A 17,845-nucleotide genomic window follows, 5' to 3' on the forward strand; every position below is an offset into this window, starting at 1 on the left:
CTTACGAGCGGAATATCGCTTGCGCCGGGGGAAACAAAAACTGTCAGTGTCTCGTGGGACGTTCCGAAAGATAAAGAAGTGCACGAAATCACCGCCGTTGTGGATCCATTCAATGCGATCGATGAAGCGGATGAAAGCAACAACAAAGCGAGCACGACGTTTTCGAAATAAACATTCATGTCTGGACGGAGCGGCGCAAGATGCGTCGCTTCGTTCGTTTTTACCGGGTAAGAAAATATAAATCCGTCTTTTTCGCGGATTTATCCTAATCCAACCTCTGTTGAAAGTGGAAATTCAGCGAACATTTCATGTTGCCAAATGTTCTGAAACCTTTTATAGTAGAATTAGAGGTTCATGGAAGCCGCCTCTTTTTTTCAAACGAAAAAAATGAATGAGCATTCATTCAAACGTGAAGGAGGTCCACGATGACGAGACATATCCGGAAAGCAGCTGTGCTCGGTTCCGGTGTCATGGGGGCGCAAATCGCCGCTCATTTGGCAAACGTCGGGATTCCGTGTTTGCTGTTGGATATCGTGCCTAACGAATTAACTGATGCGGAAAAGGCGAAAGGTTTAACGCTTGAAGATCACACCGTTCGAAATCGTCTTGCAAGTGAAGCGTTGCAAAAGTTGAAAAAAATGAAGCCTGCTCCGTTTTCTGTACCGGAAAATGCTGAACTCATTGAGGTTGGCAATTTCGAAGACGATCTTGAACGTCTTTCGGAAGTCGATTGGACCATTGAAGTCGTTATTGAAAACCTTGAAATTAAACAAAAAGTGCTGGCGCAAGTGGAACAGCATCGAAAAGCGGGTTCGATTGTGAGTTCGAATACTTCGGGTATTTCGATTGAGGAAATGGCGGACGGTCGTTCTAAAGAATTCCGCAGTCATTTTCTCGGCACACACTTTTTCAATCCGCCGCGTTACTTGAAGCTGCTTGAGGTCATTCCGACGAAAGACACCGACCGTGATATTGTACATTTTATGAGGCAATTCGCTGAAGATGTGCTCGGAAAAGGCGTCGTGCTTGCGAAAGATACGCCGAATTTCATCGGCAACCGAATCGGGATTTACGGTCTTCTTGTCACGGTTCGTGAAATGATGACGCGCGGGTACACGATCGGGGAAGTGGATGCGGCCACCGGTCCGTTGATCGGCCGGCCGAAAAGCGCGACCTTCCGTACGTTGGATGTCGTCGGACTCGATACATTCATTCATGTTGCCCGCAACATTCAGGAAAAAGTGAGCGGTGAGGAACGTGACGTGTTCGCGGTACCTGCATTTTTGGAACGCATGTACGAAAAAGGCTGGATCGGCAGCAAAGCCGGCCAAGGGATGTTTTTGAAACAGAAAAACAAAGATGGTTCGAGCGAGATTTTGCAAATCAATCCTGAGACGCTTGAATATGAGCCGAGGCAAAAGCTGAAAACCGCGTCGACAGAAGCGGCGAAGCAAGCCAAAGGATTGTCAGACAAATTGAAAACGCTTGCTTATGCCGACGATCGCGCAGGGGAACTCATCTGGAACATTTTAAAACCGACATTGTTGTACTCCGCGGAAAAAGCGTATGAAATTGCCGAAGACATCGTCGCGGTCGATCAAGCGATGAAATGGGGCTTTGGCTGGGAAGCCGGCCCGTTCGAAACGTGGGATGCGATTGGCGTTGCCGACTCAGTAAAACGAATGAAAGCCGAAGGCGCGAATGTTCCTGAGTGGGTTGAAAAGATGCTGGAAGCGGGGCATCCATCTTTTTATAAAAAAGACCGCGACGGTGTGAAGTTTTATCACCACGGGAATTATGAAACGCTCGAGGAGCATCCGAAGCCTATCCATTTGAAACGATTGAAAGAGCAAGATCGCGTCATTGCGAAAAATGCCGGCGCGAGCTTGATTGACATTGGCGACGACGTCGCCTTGCTTGAGTTTCATTCGAAGGGCAATGCACTTGGGCTTGATACGATCCAGATGCTGAACAAGGCGATCGACGAAGTCGAGAACAACTACAAAGGTCTCGTCATCGGCAACCAAGGGAAAAACTTCTGTGTCGGTGCCAACATCGCTTTAATGTTGATGGAGGCACAAGACGATAATTTCTTTGAATTGGAACTCGTCGTGAAGAAGTTCCAACAAACGATGTCGCGCATTCGTTATTCTGCACGGCCGGTTGTCGCAGCACCGTTCCAGATGGCGCTCGGCGGCGCGGTCGAAGTGAGTTTGCCGGCAGACGCGATTCAAGCCTCGTTTGAGACGTACATGGGATTTGCCGAACCGGGCGTCGGGTTAATCCCCGGCGGCGGCGGGAACAAGGAACTTTTATTGCGTTTCCATGAACAAATGCCAGAAGGTGTCGAAGTCGATTTGACGAAAATCACGAATCGCGTGTTCGAGGTAATAGCAACAGCGAAAATCTCGACTTCCGCAGAGGAAGCAAGAAAGTATGGATTCTTGCGACCGGCCGACGGCATTACGGTCAATGCCGATCACTTATTGCATGACGCGAAGCAGAAAGTGCTTGATCTATATGATGCAGGATACCTGCCGCCGAAGCGTGTGAAAATTCCGGTTGCCGGAGATGCCGGATACGGCGCAATGGTGATGGGAGCGGAAAATATGAGATGGAGCGGTTTTGCTTCAGACCATGATGTGAAAATCGCCAAGAAGCTGGCGTATGTGTTGTCCGGCGGCCGTGTGACGTATGGAACGAAAGTGGATGAACAATATTTACTCGATATAGAGCGTGAGGCGTTTCTTAGTCTGCTCGGGGAACCGAAGACGCAGCAACGTATGCAGCACATGCTTTTGAAAGGAAAACCGCTGAGAAATTAAGCGAGGGAGGGAGAACATCATGAACGAAGCCGTAATTGTAGCCGGTGCGAGAACACCGGTCGGGAAAGCGAAGAAAGGCACGCTTGCTCACACGCGTCCGGACGATCTCGGCGCATGGGCGATTAAAGAAACGCTGCGGCGCGCCGGTGATTACGACGGCGAGATCGAAGATGTCATTTTTGGCTGTGCGATTCCTGAAGCGGAACAAGGGCTGAACGTTGCAAGAATGGTTTCTGCAAGAGCAGGACTCCCGGCTTCCATACCTGCGGTCACGGTCAATCGTTATTGTTCGTCAGGATTGCAAACGATCGCTTACGCTTCCGAGCGAATCATGCTTGGGCACGCCAAGACGATCATCGCCGGCGGAACGGAGACGATGAGTCTCGTCCCGATGGGCGGTCATGTCATTAAGCCGAATCCGGCATTGGTCGAGTCCATGCCCGAATATTATATGGGCATGGGGCATACGGCCGAACAGGTAGCGCGTAAATACGGCATCAGCCGTGAAGAACAAGATGCATTCGCCCTGCGGAGCCACCAGCGGGCAGCGAAAGCGCAAGCAGAAGGCAAGTTCAGCGATGAAATCGTGGCGATTGATGTGACGCTGCGTCAGCCGTCAGGAGAAAAGACGGTGAAGTTTGCGCACGATGAAGGCGTGCGGGCGGATACGTCGCTGGAAGCGCTGGCGAAGCTGCGTCCGGCGTTTCATCGAAGCGGAACGGTGACGGCCGGGAACTCATCGCAGATGAGTGACGGGGCGGCAGCGGTGCTTGTGATGAATCGCGAGAAGGCGGAAGCCGAAGGGCTGAAGCCGCTGGCGAAGTTTCACGGCTTTGCGGTTGCCGGCGTGGCGCCGGAAGTGATGGGCATCGGGCCGGTGAAGGCGGTGCCGAAGGTGCTTGAAATGACAGGATTGTCGTTGAAAGACATCGGCGTGATCGAGTTGAATGAAGCGTTCGCTTCGCAATCGATTCAAGTGATTCGCGAGCTCGGTTTGGACGAAGATAAAGTGAATGTTAACGGCGGCGCGATCGCGCTTGGCCATCCGATGGGATGCACGGGCACGAAGCTGACGTTGTCGTTGATTCATGAAATGAAGCGGCGCGGCGAACAATTCGGGCTTGTCACGATGTGCGTCGGCGGCGGCATGGGTGCTGCGGGAATTTTTGAGTTGCTTTAAAAAAGAAGCAGGGAGGTAAGGACATGAGTGAACAGGCGAAAACGCCCGTGAAAGGCGGAAGTTTTTTGGTGGAAGATTTACAGCCGGAAAACTTGCATACCCCGGAAGATTTTTCGGATGAACAAAAATTAATGGGCAAAACGACGGCGGACTACATTGAAAAGGAAGTCGTCCCGCATTTTGATACGCTCGTCAAGCAAGATTGGGATTTGACGATGAAATTGTTAAAAAAAGCAGGGGACCTCGGCTTGCTGGGCGCGGACGTTCCGGAAGCTTACGGCGGGCTTGGACTCGATAAAATCAGTTCGATGCTGATCACGGAAAAATTTTCGCGCTCCGGCTCGTTTTCGCTCAGCTACGGCGCGCATGTCGGCATCGGTACGCTGCCGATCGTTATGTTCGGCAATGAGGAGCAAAAGAAAAAATATTTGCCGGATCTCGCGACTGGAGATAAATTTGCGGCTTACGCATTGACCGAACCGGGCTCTGGTTCGGATGCGCTCGGTGCGAAAACGACAGCGAAATTGAATGAAGCCGGCACCCATTACATCTTGAACGGCGAGAAACAATGGATCACGAACTCTGGATTTGCGGATATTTTTGTAGTTTATGCGAAAATCGACGGTGAACAGTTCTCAGCGTTTATCGTAGAACGCGATTATGAAGGCGTTTCGACTGGTCAGGAAGAAAAGAAAATGGGCATCAAGATGTCTTCGACGCGAACGCTAATCTTAGAAGACGTGGCCGTTCCGAAGGAGAACTTGCTCGGCGAGCCTGGAAAAGGTCATAAAATCGCTTTTAATATTTTGAATATCGGCCGTCTCAAGCTTGCTGTCGGTTGTGTAGGTGCCGCGAAACGGTTAATTGAGGTATCCGCTAAGTATGCCAATGAAAGATTGCAATTCGGGCAGCCAATCGCGAAATTCTCGCTCATTCAGCAAAAGATTGCCGACATGGCGATCAAAACGTACGCCTCTGAAAGCTCTGTATATCGGACGGTCGGCTTGTATGAAGACCGTTTCAGCGAGTTGTCGGAAGACGATCAGAAAGACGGACAAAAGATCGCGGCAGCGATCAGCGAGTATGCGATTGAGTGTTCGCTGAACAAAGTTTTTGCCTCCGAAATGCTCGATTTTGTCGTCGACGAAGCGGTGCAAATTCACGGCGGTTACGGTTATATGGCCGAATACGAGGTTGAGATGGCATATAGAGATTCACGCATCAACCGAATCTTCGAAGGCACAAACGAAATCAACCGACTGCTTGTCCCTGGAACGCTTGTACGTAAGGCAATGAAAGGCGAATTGCCGCTGCTGCAAAAAGCGCAGACACTTCAGGAAGAGCTTATGATGCTTATGCCGGAAGAACCTGGGGACGGCACACTTGATTTAGAAAAAGATTATTTGAAAAACGCGAAGAAAATCTTTTTGATGGCAGCCGGACTCGGTGTACAAAAATACGGCACGAAATTGGAACATGAACAAGAATTGCTTGCAAACGTTTCCGACATCATTAATGAGATTTATGTCATGGAATCGATGATCGCACGCACACTGAAAGCGATTGATCGGGACGGAGAGCATAAGCATCAACATAAAGTTTTGATGACTGAAGTGTATTGTCAAGAAGCGCTGCAGCGCATTGAAGCCCTTGCGAAAGAATCGTTGTCAGCGGTTGAGGAAGGCGACCAGCTCCGGATGATGCTTTCTGCGCTTCGGAAACTAACACGTCATTTGCCTAAAAATACCATTGGCATAAAAAGGGAAATTGCGAAAAAAGTGTTGAAAGAAGAACATTATGTGTGATGATTGGACGATTTATCGCAATACGATTGAAACATCCTCTATATAGGGGATGTTTTTTTGTAAACATTTGTTTAAAAATCATTTAAAATTGAGCAGGGTTTTCCGATGGGATGTAGAAGTATAGTAGAAGTATTATATTATCGCTAGAAATGCGGAAAAATATGGATGGATTGGAGGGCGACGGTTTTGGCTTTTAATGAAAGAGAAGCAATCCGGCTCCGAATGGAGAAAATCGCCGAGGAAAAGAATGTTTTGTATCAACGGGACCGTGAATTGGACAAAGAGTATCATTTTTACATCCAAAGATTGCGGGAATTGGATCAACGCGGGCTCGGCAGCGAGTCGGACCTCGTGTATGAGGAAAATGTTCCTTCGATGGACGAGGACAAACAAGAAAAAGAATACAAAGGCAATCTAAAACAGTACGATTTCGAGGCATTAAAAAGAGGGTTAAGCAATTTCAAAAAGAGAAAAGCCGAACGTGAGGAGGAGGAAACGGACGATCGTTTGTTTCGGCGCGACCCGAATGATCGGCGAAGAAGAGGAAAACAATACAATTTGGAAGAAGTAGCCAAAGAAGTGGAGTCGATTTTGAAAGAACATGGGGAGCCGATGGAAATTCACCGGCTTCGCGACATTCTTGCGGAAAAAGGGTACAAGTGGAAATATTTCTTGCCGACGCTCCCGAACATCATGAAACATAGCGAACGCATTGTGAAACCGTACCGCGGCCATATTACGTATGCCGAGTCTGCGGATCCTGATGGTACAGAAGACACGGCAACGACGGAAGACACGACAACGACGGAAGACACGGAAACGTCGGAAGCAGCGGAAGCGGTGGAAACGGCGGAAGCGGCGGAAGCGGTGGAAATGGAAGAGCAGAAGGAATCGGCAGACCGAGAACAGACACCAAGTAATGATTTTCAGATGGAACCATCACGGACCGAAGACGACCAAAACGCTTAGAAAGGGTGCGGAGATGCGATTGAAGTTTTACGGCTATAAGAAATGCGGAACGTGCCGAAAAGCAGAAAAATGGCTGAACGAACACGATATTCCGTATGATTATATTCCTGTCGTTGACGATCCCCCGAGCCGCGACGAAATTTTCGAGATGTACAAGAAGAGCGGTTTGCCGATTCGCAAATGGTTCAATACGAGCGGGAAGAAATACCGCGAACTCGGACTGAAGGATAAAGTGAAGCACGGAGACGAAGAGGCTTTGTTGTCCCTGCTAGCTTCCGATGGAATGTTGTTGAAGCGGCCGATTGTCACCGACGGAGAACAGGTCACTGTCGGTTTCAACGAGGATACGTTCCGCAATACGTGGAGTGCATAGATTTGCCATCCCGTTCGGAATATAATACGGTATACTTAAGATAATCTATGGAGGGATGACGATGAATATACCGAAAGAATTACGTTATTCAGAAGAACACGAATGGGTGAAAGTAGAAGGGGATCGAGTACGGATCGGCATTACGGATTTCGCCCAAGACGAACTTGGAGATATCGTTTTCGTCGAACTTCCCGAGGAAGGCGATGAAATCGAAGCGGATGAGCCTTTCGGCAGCGTAGAATCGGTCAAAACGGTATCGGAACTGTATGCACCGGTAAGCGGAAAGGTCGTCGAAGTCAATGAGGAACTCGATGACAGCCCGGAATACGTCAACGAATCTCCTTACGAAAAGGCATGGATGATCGTTGTCGAGCCTTCCGATAAGTCGGAAATCGACAAGTTGATGGATGCGGAAACTTATGAAAAGATGATTTCCGAAGATTAATTTTCGTTTCATAACGCTCGTTCAAAAACCACATACTATTCAATAACAATCGGCTGATGGTTTTGGATTGGAGAGCGAAACGATGAGACTTGAACTGGATAAACTGATTATCGTGGAAGGCAAGACCGATAAGGAGAAACTCTTGCCGCTTCTTAACGAACCTGTTCAAATTGTATGCACGCACGGGACCGTGGGAACCGAACAAATGGAGGAACTCATCGAATTGACGGAGCGCCAGGAAGAAGTGTTTATTCTCGTCGATGCCGATTCCGCGGGAAACAAGCTGCGAAGACAATTGAAGCGTGAACTTCCGAACGCCAAGCATTTATACATTCGAAAAATGCATAAAGAAGTGGCAAGGACGCCGGTTCCGGATTTGATCAAGGTACTGGAACACGCTCATTTTCAAGTGAACGACGATCCTCTCATAAAACATGAAGGAGACCTGCTATGTTACGAAACCTATCAGCCGAACAATTGCAACAAATGAACGAGGGGAACTCCCTCGTTTATTTTTATACGCCGTTGTGCGGAACGTGTGCGAAAGCGGAACGGTTGTTGAACTTAACGCTTGAAGCGATGCCCGGCGTTTGCGTTTATGCCTGCAATCTCAATTTCGCTCCCGAAGTTGCCATACGCTGGAAAATCGAAAGTGTGCCGTGCCTCATTCGGCTGCGCAACGGGGATGCAGAAGCCATTTGTTATGCTTTCGAACCGCTGACCCGAATTTATGATTTTATCAAAAAACATGCCAATTAATATTCATAACATTCCGACATAATAAGGCTGTTTTACAAAAGTTAACGGGCATTGACGTTTGTCATTAAATTGTAGCTTCAGAGGACTGCCATACATGGTATAACTGTAATAGGAATAAAAAGTTGGCGAGGTGGTTCTTATGAAGGCGTTACAACTAGATACATTCGTCGATCAACCATCGAGATTGAGTATAGAAGAAAAAGTAAATTATATACAATCTGGGAATGAAAAATTAAGAAACCAATTAATTGGAGATTATCAACCTTTTATAAAAAAAGTCGCTTCGAAAGTATGTAATCATTACGTTGACCAATCGATGGACGAATACAGTGTGGGACTATACGCGTTTAACGAATCAATTGATCAGTACCAGTCTGGACAAGGTTCGCGTTTTCTCACGTTTGCCGATATGGTCATACGTCGAAGAATCATTGATTTCATCCGGAAAGAAATGCGCCAGAAACGAGCATTGTTGTTCGAACAGGAAGAAGAAGCGGACGATGCGCGCGCGGAAGAAAGCTATCCGGAATTAAAAGCGGCGATGGATCACTTCGAAGCGCAAAGGGAGAACGAGAATCGGGCTTATGAAATTGAAGAATACAAGAAAACGCTAAAGCAATACGGCATCACTTTTAAATGTTTAAGCAAGCAATGTCCAAAGCATCGAGACGCACGCGAAAACGCAAAAATCATCGCTAAAGAACTCGCGAATGACGAACGGCTCTCCAAGTACTTAATCGAGAAAAAGCAGCTTCCGATCAAAGAATTGCTTTCACGGGTTTCCTGCAGTCGCAAAACGATTGAACGCAACCGAAAATATATAATAGCGGCTGCTCTCATCTATTTAGGAGATTTTGTCGAGCTGCAAGCTTACATTGAGCCTTAATCTTTGATAACATAAGGTGTGGTCGAGAACGACGGTCACATTTCTTTGGCGATGAGCCGGAAGGAGGACACCCGGTTGAAACGCGGCGTAGTCATGGAAGTGAAGCGGAACAAGGGGATTGTATTAACCGATGAAGGGCATTTTAAGAAGATTCATTTCAGAGGGAACGTGCCGGAAATCGGACAAGAAATTATCCTCCCATGGTCAGCCGAATCGAAACCAAGGTGGGTTCCTCTTATATCTTTTGCGGCATTGTTACTCATATTATTCGTTTTGGGAAGCAGCTATTTTCCATTTGAAGACCGAAAGGCTGCAGCCTATGTCAGTTATGACGTAAATCCAAGCTTCTCCGCTTCCGTAGACGAACAATTGCAAGTTCTTTCTGTTTACACGTGGAATGAAGATGCGGCGCGGCTGTTTGAAGGTTGGGATTCCTATCGTTCGATGGAGCTGCGGGAATTTTCCAATGCGGTCTTGCGAAAGTTGACGGCTGCGGGTTATTTGCATGAACAAAATCACTTGTACATCGCGACTTCGGTGTTGGTGGAGGATGAGGAAAAGCGTGAATCGCTGGCGACGGTTTTGCGCGACCGCTTGCAAACGATTCGTTCCGAGGCGTTGGCGGAACACCCCGGGGTCGATTTTACCGTTCGTGAAGCTTCTCCGGAAATTGCGAAGCAAGCGAAGGCCAACGGTGTGTCACTCGGCAAGTACTTGCTCTACTTGGAAGCAAAGAAAAGCGGTAAGCCTTTATCCATCGATCATATTCAAACGTTATCGGTTTCCGATATCGAGCATCAGTTGAAGAAAAGCGACCCTGTCGTGATCAAAAGAAAGACGAAGCACGCAGAAGCTGTTCCAAATACGAACGAACGCCGGCAACCAGCATCCGGGATACACGACAACTCCATTGCGGAGCCCCCGAATGCGGTATTTCGCATTGAAACGTCGGAAATTGAAATGATGAAAAAATGGCAAAGAAACGGAAGAGATAAAAGCAAAAAAGGCGATGAACGAAAACATCGGCAGGGAAAACAGCACGGGAAAGCATCAAGGGGAAACCATCATGTGCCGAAGAAACGCGGCCACGAAAAATCATCCTCTGCGGGCAAAAAGCAACATTCGGAAAAGACAGGTTGATTCCTTTATATAAAAAGGAATCGGCCTGTTTTTATTTTTTGTGGAGCATTTGCTCAACGGCCAGGGCTATATCCATGAATGAAGCTTTGTCGTCGAAGCGATGGGTGATTTCGTGATCACGATTTAACAATACCGTGTATGGAACGCTGTTGCAGCCGTAAGCTTCGTAAGTCAACAAATCTTGGTCGCGAAGAACCGGGAACGAAAACGCTTGTTCTTCTGCAAATCGAACGCCGTCGTCGGGATCCCCTTCTCGGCCGGTTACGTTGATTGTTACCATCGAAAAGTCATCTCTCGTCGAGGTGGCTTGGTAAAACGTTTCTTTTTTCGGCAAATCCTTCAAACAGTCAGGGCACCACGAAACCCAAAATGTAATCAGCATGGTTCGGCCGCGAAAATCTTCGAGTGAAACGAGCCGACCCGTTTGATAGTCGAGTAAAGAAAATTCGGGAGCTTTTTCCTTTTTTTCTAGTTGCGTCATGGCCAATCCCCCCTTCCGGTTGCGTTTGGTTTTTACCATTGTAACACGGTGTACCCGCCGAAAAAAATATTTATAAAATCGATTGACAAAAATTCCGGCCCGTGCTAATATCTCACTTAACTTGATGAAAACTTTATAACGATTCACAACTTTGAAACTCTTATCAAGAGCGGCGGAGGGACTGGCCCTATGAAGCCCGGCAACCGCCCGGCACTCAATTCGCGTTTTCGCGCTTGCGGAAATTTGAATTGAGTGCCGGGAATGGTGCCAATTCCTGATAGATAAGAGGGGAATGACATACGATCCGTACATGACACCCCTTCTGAATCTTCAGGAGGGGTTTTTCTTATGGGCAGGACAGCTGCAAATCCATTTTTATTCAAGGAGTGGGAGAATGACAAAACAAACAGACAGCTATCGGTTGGAGACTTTATTGCTGCATGGAGGGCAGGCGCCGGACCCGACGACCGGATCCCGTGCCGTCCCTTTGTATCAAACGACTTCGTACGTTTTTCATGACACTGAACATGCACAACAATTGTTCGGTCTCGACGAACCGGGGAATATTTACTCGCGCATCGGCAATCCGACGGTCGATGTGTTTGAAAAAAGGATGGCTTTGTTGGAAGACGGCGTGGCGGCGCTGGCTACCGCGTCGGGCATGGCAGCGATCTCGACGAGCATTTTGAACCTTGCGCAAGCGGGGGATGAGATCGTGGCGGCTTCCAATCTGTACGGCGGCACATACAATTTGTTTTCGACGACGTTGCCGAAATACGGCATTCAAGTGAAATTCGTCGATCCAACTGATCCGGAAAATTTCCGCAACGCGATTACGCCGAAAACGAAGGCGCTGTTTGCCGAGATTATCGGCAATCCAAGTTTACACGTGCTTGACGTTGAAGCGGTTGCCGACGTTGCCCACGAAGCAGGTATTCCGTTAATCGTCGACAATACGTTCGCTACGCCATATTTGTGTCAGCCGATTAAATGGGGCGCTGACATCGTCGTACATTCCGCCACGAAATGGATTGGAGGGCACGGAACTTCCATTGGCGGCGTCATCGTTGACGGCGGACGGTTCAATTGGAACAGCGACAAATTCCCGGGATTTACTGAACCTGACGAAAGCTACCACGGAATCCGGTATGCGGTCGATTTTGCCACGCTAGCTTTCATTACGAAAGCGCGCGTTCAGCTGCTGCGTGATTTCGGTTCGTGTTTAAGCCCGTTTAACGCTTTTCTGCTGCTGCAAGGATTAGAAACGCTTCATTTGCGGGTGAACCAACATAATCGAAATACCGAGGAATTAGCCGTATTTTTACAAGATCATCCTGCTGTGGAATGGGTTTCCTATCCCGGGGTGGAAGGTCACCCGGCTCACGAATTGGCGAAAAAATATTTAAACGGCGGTTTCGGTTCGATTATCGTATTCGGAATTAAAGGCGGACGCGAAGCGGGAACGAAGTTGATTGACAATGTCTCTTTATGGTCGCATTTGGCAAATGTCGGTGACGCAAAGTCGTTGATCATCCATCCGGCCTCGACCACGCACCAACAGCTTTCCGCCGACGACTTGAAGTTGAGCGGGGTTACGGAGGAAATGGTCCGTCTGTCGGTAGGCATCGAATCGACGGAAGATTTGAAGAATGATTTGCGTCAGGCGTTGTATAAAGCAACCGGCTTGCCGGAGAGCGGAAATGAGAAGAAGACGATCACAGTCAATGACGAAGGAGTTATCCGCTGGGGGTTGGAGTCGTCTTTGTTGAAAGAAGGAGAGGAGGCGCAGCGCAAAAAAACGATTGCCGTCGTCGGCTTAAGCGGAAATGAAGCGCGTCCGAGCCATCGGTTGGCAAGAAAAATGCAGCGGCTCGGCTTCAAAATCATCCCGGTCAATCCGAAAGCCGACGAGATTCTCGGGGAAAAGGCTTATCCGGATTTAAAGTCCATTCCCGGCCCGATCGACATTGTCCAAGTGTTTCGCAGCCCGGAAGCGGCGGTCGAAGTTGCGAAAGAAGCGGTTGAAGTCCGTCCGAAAATTTTCTGGCTTCAAGAAGGCGTCATTTCCGAGCCGGCCGTTGCGATTGCGAAAGAAGCGGGCATTGAAGTCGTCCACAATCGTTGCACCTACAAAGAAGCACAACGGCTGCGGGGAACGATTTCGACTTACGCTCCGGAGCAGTCTTAAAGTGAATCATGCGGGGAATTTCTCCGCAAGCAAAATTAAATGAGTGGAGTGGAGAGATAAAATGGCTAAGAAAAAAATCTATGCCTTTACGTTGCTTGTTGTACTTGCAGCAGTGTTGATATCTGGGTGTTCTTCGACCGCGAAAGGCGGCAGCGAAAAATTACCAAAACAAATCACGCTCGATTATGCTTACTATTCGCCGACCAGTCTCGTCTTGAAAAAGTTCGGCTGGGTGGAAGAAGCTTTCAAGGAAAAAGACGTTGAAGTGAAATGGGTACTGAGCCAAGGAAGCAACAAAGCACTGCAGTTTATCACGAGCGGGAGTGCGGACTTTACATCCTCGGCTGGCGCGGCTGCGCTGATGGCCAAAGCCAAAGGAGCGCCGATCGAAGATGTATACATCTATTCGAAACCGGAATGGACGGCGCTCGTGACGACGAAAGATTCGCCGATTGACAGCGTTGAAGATTTAAAAGGGAAAAAAATTGCCGCCACGCTCGGTACAGATCCTTATATCTTTTTGCTGCGCGCTTTGCATACCGAAGGGTTAACGCCAAAGGACGTCAAAATCGTCAACTTGCAACACGGAGACGGGGCGACCGCGCTTTCTAAAGGGGAAGTCGATGCTTGGGCGGGACTGGATCCGTTTATGGCGAAATTGCAATTGGAAGAAGGAGCGAAGCTTTTTTTCCGCAAACCGGATTTTAATACGTATGGGGTTTTGAACGTTCGCACGGCATATGCAGAGAAACATCCAGAGGTCGTCGAGACGGTAATTGAACAATATGAAAAAGCAAGAAAATGGGCGATCGCCCACCGTGAGGAAACCGCTCAAATATTGGCGGACGCGGCCCATATCGATTTGCCGGTTGCGAAGCGTGAGTTGAAAAGAAACGATTTTTCTGATCCGACGCCGGGAGAAGAGCAGTTTGCGTCAATCGTTGCGGCTGGCAAAATCTTGCAAGATGTCGACGTTATCGATTCCGAACTGAACGTCCAAAACTTGACGAAACAATTGCTGAATCCGGAATACGTCGAGGCAGTTGTGAAAGGAGCCGGCGAATGATCAACAAAAAGGCAATCGAACAGACGGAACGACGTCCGTTGCGTTTGCCGAGCAACGGGAAGACGAAGGGCAGACGAGGCGCTGCTGAGAAATGGAAGATGGTTGCACTCAGCAGCGCGGTTCCCGTGCTTGTCCTTGCTCTGTGGCAATTTTTATGCGCCGTCGGTGTCTTTAAACCGTATTTGTTGCCGGCGCCGACCGTAATCGTGCAGACGATCATTGATTTAGCCGAAGATGGCGCGTTGTGGGGGCATATCTCGATTACCTTGTTCCGGGTGTTTGCTGGTTTTTTGTTAGGAGTCGCTGTCGCAGTCCTATTCGGACTTGTCGCAGGTTTAAGCAAAACAGGCGAAGTTTTATTTGATCCAATGTTTCAAGCGTTCCGTTCAATCCCGTCTCTTGCATGGGTGCCGCTGTTCATCTTATGGTTTCAAATCGGCGAGACTTCTAAGGTGTTGTTGATTGCTGTCGGCGTATTTTTCCCCGTTTACTTGAATATCATGAGCGGAATTCACGGGGTCGACCGCAAATTGGTGGAAGTCGGAAAAATTTACGGACTGCATCCGATCGAACGAATTCGCCGAATAATATTACCTGCGGCGATGCCCGCTTTCTTGACAGGACTCAGAGGGGGTCTTGGGCTTGGGTGGATGTTCGTTGTGGCTGCGGAAATCATGGGTTCAAGCCAAGGGCTCGGTTATTTGCTCGTAGTCGGTCAAAATACGTATTCTCCCGCGGTTGTCATGGCGAGTATCGTCCTGTTTGCTGTCCTGGGAAAGGTGACGGACGCACTATTGAAACAAATCGAAAAGAAAACGTTGCATTGGCAGGACGGAATTCAGAGAGGGTGACAGGCATGCTTCAATTAGAAAATGTCACAAAGACTTTTTCGGAAGGGACGACGGCATTCCGGGACATCGGCTTGACGGCAAGGAAAGGCGAGATTATCGGTATCCTCGGGACGAGCGGCTGCGGCAAAAGCACGTTGCTGCGAACGATCTCCGGACTTGACGACCATTACGAAGGAACGATCAAAATTGAAGGAGAGGTTTCGCGCGGGCTGAATGACAAAATCGGCTCGATCTTTCAAGAACCGCGATTAATGCCATGGTTAAACGTAATTGACAACGTTACGTTCGGTTTAAAAGGAAAGCGATCGGAAAAAGTGAAAGCGGCAAAACGGTTTCTTCGGCTTGTCGGGTTGGAAGGAGCCGAAGGAAGGTTTCCGCGTGAGCTGTCTGGAGGAATGGCACAACGGGTGGCCATCGCTCGCGCACTCGTCACTTCACCGGAAATTTTATTGCTCGATGAGCCGTTCAGTGCGCTCGATGCTTTCACGAAAATGAAATTGCAGGATTTGCTCCTCGACATTTGGGCGGAAACGAAGGCGACCTTAGTGATTGTTACGCACGATATTGACGAAGCTTTGCATCTATGTGATCGCGTGTTAATTCTTCGCGGACAACCCGGCGCTGTATTTAAGGAAATCAAAGTGAGCCGGAAGCGGCCGCGAGCGCGCGGAGATAACGAGCTTGCCATTATTAAAGAGGAAATTTTGACGATTCTCGATTTGTCCCGCTCGGTTCATAACAAGAGTCAAGAAAAGTTTGCTTAATACGATCGACGGGAGGGAATGAAATGACGGAGACGAAGGTGGAGGCCGAAGTGCAATACGGCACGATCGGCATCGGTCCGTTCACCCTTGAGTCAGGTTCGGTGATCGATGATGTAGTCATCGCCTATGAACGAACCGGTCCGAGAAACGCGCCGGTAGTGTTCGTATGTCACGCACTGACGGGGAACCAATTTGCCGTCGGGACTGACCATGAACCGGGGTGGTGGTCCGGTTTAATTGGACCCGGAAAAACGATCGACACCGATGAATGGCAAGTCATTACGATGAATGTTTTGGGCGGTTGCAACGGATCAACGGGTCCTGCAAGCATCGATCCAAATACAGGACAACCGTATCGCGCGAATTTTCCTTTTGTGACGGTGAGAGATATCGTCTGCGCCCATTTTCAAGCACTGAAGCTGCTTGGTGTCGAGCGGCTGCGGGCGGTCATCGGCGCTTCGCTCGGGGGCATGCAAGTCTTGGAATGGGGCATCCAATATCCCAGATTTGTTGAACGGATCATTCCGATGGCGGTGACCCCGTATTTGAGTGATTATGCCGTTGCTTACAACGCTATGGCGAGATTGGCCATTCAACAAGATCCAAATTGGAAGGACGGCTTTTATTCAGAGGAGCAACCGCCGGCCAGCGGCATCGGATTAGCAAGGATGATCGGTATGGTCACTTATCGAACGCCGGCGATGTTCAACGGCCGGTTTAAACGTGAACGATTTCAAGAATGGGGGCAGGATCATCGCGAACTTGCTTTTGATGTCGAATCGTATCTTGTTTATCAAGGGGAAAAACTTTCTCGCCGATTCGATGCCAACAGTTATTTATATTTATTGAAAGCGATGGACAGCCACGATATTGGGCGCGGGCGGGGAGGTTGGCAACAAGCATTGCAGCTTTGCCGTGCGCCGCTGTTTGCGTTCAGTTTTCAAGGCGATTTGCTCTATCCGCCGGATCCATTAAAGCAATTGGCCGATTGGCATCGAAACGCCGGGAAGGAAGCGCACTTTTTTGAAGTCGAAACGAAATTTGGCCATGACGGGTTTCTCGTCGAATTCGAGCGTTGGGCATGGAAGCTGAAGGGGTGTTTGCATGGCGATTAAAGTGGCGCTTCTTGGATTCGGGACGGTCGGCCAAGGGGTGTACGAGACGATCAAGGAGCAACGGGAAAAGCTGTATCGTTTAATCGGCGAAGACATTGAAGTAGCCGCAGTACTTGTGAAAAACGACGAGAAACCCCGGTCGCTCCCCGATACAGTGCTGGTTACGACTGATTTTGACGAAATCGCATCGGTGAACGGCCTTCAAGTTGCTGTGGAGGCGATCGTCGGTGTCGAACCGGCTTTTCGTTACAATCTTGCTCTTTTGAAAAAAGGGGTACATGTAATTTCGGCAAACAAAGAATGTGTCGCTCGTGAAGGAGCGGTGTTGGAAGCGGCCGCCGACAGAGCTGGAGTCCGTTTTTGTTACGAGGCGTCGGTTGCCGGCGGCATTCCGGTCGTTCGAACGTTGCAAGATTTGCTTAAGGTCAATGCGATCGTCAAAATCGAAGCGATTCTCAACGGAACATCCAATTTCATCTTAAGCGAAAGAAGAAAACGGGGAACATCTTTGAACGATGCACTCGATGCGGCCAGAAAACAAGGGTTTGCCGAGGCGGATTCGGCCAAAGATGTCGAAGGGTGGGACGCTTTTTATAAAATCATGATTTTGGCGAGGCTGGCCGGCGCACGGCAACTTTCCTGGGAAGGATCCGAGAGGATCGGAATCACCAACCTTTCGACAGATGACTTGGCCAAGGCTAAACAGAAAGGATTAAGAATCAAACTGCTTGCCACTTTTGAAAGAACGTCACAGAGTCCCCAAATCGCAGTACGACCTGTTTTTCTTTCGGAAGAGCATCCATTGTATGCCGTCGAAGGCGTGGATAACGCTGTCGTGATTTACGGCGACATTGTTGGGAGAATCGTCTTGCAAGGTCCGGGTGCGGGCGCAAAACCGACGGCGAGCGCGATTATCGAAGATCTCGTTTCCCTGTTTACCGAAAATCGCCTCAAACGATTTTTAACGGAGGAGCCCGTGCAAGTTTTGCATTGACACG

At 48.9% G+C, this 17,845-nt stretch carries 17 protein-coding genes and 1 riboswitch; of the genes, 16 read left to right on the forward strand and 1 reads right to left on the reverse strand.

The window, feature by feature from the left end; genetic code table 11:
- Nucleotides 1-425 precede the first annotated feature (425 nt).
- The 10 genes from VFK44_04030 to VFK44_04075 all read left to right on the forward strand — a co-directional run bounded on the left by VFK44_04030 (nucleotide 426) and on the right by VFK44_04075 (nucleotide 10,382).
- Nucleotides 426-2,825, forward strand: coding sequence for a 3-hydroxyacyl-CoA dehydrogenase NAD-binding domain-containing protein (locus tag VFK44_04030; protein ID HET7627540.1), 2,400 nt, complete (start codon nucleotides 426-428; stop codon nucleotides 2,823-2,825).
- Between the two features lie 19 nt (nucleotides 2,826-2,844).
- Nucleotides 2,845-4,005 carry an acetyl-CoA C-acetyltransferase gene (locus VFK44_04035; protein ID HET7627541.1) on the forward strand — a complete coding sequence of 387 codons (1,161 nt, stop codon included), beginning with the start codon at nucleotides 2,845-2,847 and terminating at the stop codon, nucleotides 4,003-4,005.
- A gap of 23 nt (nucleotides 4,006-4,028) precedes the next feature.
- Nucleotides 4,029-5,810, forward strand: coding sequence for an acyl-CoA dehydrogenase family protein (locus VFK44_04040; GenBank protein ID HET7627542.1), 1,782 nt, complete (start codon nucleotides 4,029-4,031; stop codon nucleotides 5,808-5,810).
- A 165-nt stretch (nucleotides 5,811-5,975) separates the two neighbouring features.
- The gene (locus tag VFK44_04045; protein HET7627543.1) at nucleotides 5,976-6,779 is read left to right on the forward strand and encodes a hypothetical protein; all 804 of its coding nucleotides are present in this window, start codon (nucleotides 5,976-5,978) and stop codon (nucleotides 6,777-6,779) included.
- A 13-nt stretch (nucleotides 6,780-6,792) separates the two neighbouring features.
- Entirely contained in the window at nucleotides 6,793-7,152 is a 360-nt protein-coding gene (locus VFK44_04050) for an arsenate reductase family protein (protein HET7627544.1), read from the forward strand.
- Between the two features lie 61 nt (nucleotides 7,153-7,213).
- Nucleotides 7,214-7,597 carry a glycine cleavage system protein GcvH gene (gcvH, locus tag VFK44_04055; protein ID HET7627545.1) on the forward strand — a complete coding sequence of 128 codons (384 nt, stop codon included), beginning with the start codon at nucleotides 7,214-7,216 and terminating at the stop codon, nucleotides 7,595-7,597.
- Between the two features lie 82 nt (nucleotides 7,598-7,679).
- Nucleotides 7,680-8,087, forward strand: coding sequence for a toprim domain-containing protein (locus VFK44_04060; protein HET7627546.1), 408 nt, complete (start codon nucleotides 7,680-7,682; stop codon nucleotides 8,085-8,087).
- On the forward strand, nucleotides 8,048-8,356 hold the full coding sequence (locus VFK44_04065) for a thioredoxin family protein (GenBank protein ID HET7627547.1): 309 nt from the start codon (nucleotides 8,048-8,050) through the stop codon (nucleotides 8,354-8,356). The genes VFK44_04060 and VFK44_04065 overlap by 40 nt, the downstream gene beginning before the upstream one ends.
- Nucleotides 8,357-8,495: 139 nt before the next feature.
- Nucleotides 8,496-9,242, forward strand: a complete 747-nt coding sequence (sigI, locus tag VFK44_04070) for an RNA polymerase sigma-I factor (protein ID HET7627548.1) — start codon at nucleotides 8,496-8,498, stop codon at nucleotides 9,240-9,242.
- A gap of 75 nt (nucleotides 9,243-9,317) precedes the next feature.
- Complete coding sequence (locus tag VFK44_04075) at nucleotides 9,318-10,382, forward strand: anti-sigma factor domain-containing protein (GenBank protein ID HET7627549.1); 1,065 nt, start codon at nucleotides 9,318-9,320, stop codon at nucleotides 10,380-10,382.
- Between the two features lie 31 nt (nucleotides 10,383-10,413).
- On the opposite strand, the gene VFK44_04080 is transcribed toward VFK44_04075, so the two are convergent.
- Complete coding sequence (locus tag VFK44_04080; GenBank protein HET7627550.1) at nucleotides 10,414-10,863, reverse strand: TlpA disulfide reductase family protein; 450 nt, start codon at nucleotides 10,861-10,863, stop codon at nucleotides 10,414-10,416.
- Nucleotides 10,864-11,020: 157 nt separating this feature from the next.
- Nucleotides 11,021-11,151, forward strand: a riboswitch (SAM riboswitch).
- A gap of 106 nt (nucleotides 11,152-11,257) precedes the next feature.
- Between VFK44_04080 and VFK44_04085 the strand changes: the two genes are divergently transcribed.
- The 6 genes from VFK44_04085 to VFK44_04110 all read left to right on the forward strand — a co-directional run bounded on the left by VFK44_04085 (nucleotide 11,258) and on the right by VFK44_04110 (nucleotide 17,841).
- Nucleotides 11,258-13,051: a PLP-dependent aspartate aminotransferase family protein gene (locus VFK44_04085; GenBank protein HET7627551.1), complete on the forward strand. Its 1,794-nt coding sequence runs from the start codon at nucleotides 11,258-11,260 to the stop codon at nucleotides 13,049-13,051.
- Between the two features lie 61 nt (nucleotides 13,052-13,112).
- The gene (locus VFK44_04090) at nucleotides 13,113-14,117 is read left to right on the forward strand and encodes an aliphatic sulfonate ABC transporter substrate-binding protein (GenBank protein ID HET7627552.1); all 1,005 of its coding nucleotides are present in this window, start codon (nucleotides 13,113-13,115) and stop codon (nucleotides 14,115-14,117) included.
- 98 nt (nucleotides 14,118-14,215) lie between these two features.
- Nucleotides 14,216-14,968 carry an ABC transporter permease gene (locus VFK44_04095; GenBank protein ID HET7627553.1) on the forward strand — a complete coding sequence of 251 codons (753 nt, stop codon included), beginning with the start codon at nucleotides 14,216-14,218 and terminating at the stop codon, nucleotides 14,966-14,968.
- Nucleotides 14,969-14,973: 5 nt separating this feature from the next.
- Nucleotides 14,974-15,732: an ABC transporter ATP-binding protein gene (locus tag VFK44_04100; protein HET7627554.1), complete on the forward strand. Its 759-nt coding sequence runs from the start codon at nucleotides 14,974-14,976 to the stop codon at nucleotides 15,730-15,732.
- A gap of 23 nt (nucleotides 15,733-15,755) precedes the next feature.
- Entirely contained in the window at nucleotides 15,756-16,847 is a 1,092-nt protein-coding gene (locus tag VFK44_04105; protein ID HET7627555.1) for a homoserine O-acetyltransferase, read from the forward strand.
- Nucleotides 16,837-17,841 carry a homoserine dehydrogenase gene (locus VFK44_04110; protein ID HET7627556.1) on the forward strand — a complete coding sequence of 335 codons (1,005 nt, stop codon included), beginning with the start codon at nucleotides 16,837-16,839 and terminating at the stop codon, nucleotides 17,839-17,841. Before VFK44_04105 ends, VFK44_04110 begins: the two co-directional genes overlap by 11 nt.
- Nucleotides 17,842-17,845: the final 4 nt, after the last annotated feature.

The organism is Bacillales bacterium, assembly GCA_035700025.1.
Taxonomy (GTDB): domain Bacteria; phylum Bacillota; class Bacilli; order Bacillales; family DASSOY01; genus DASSOY01.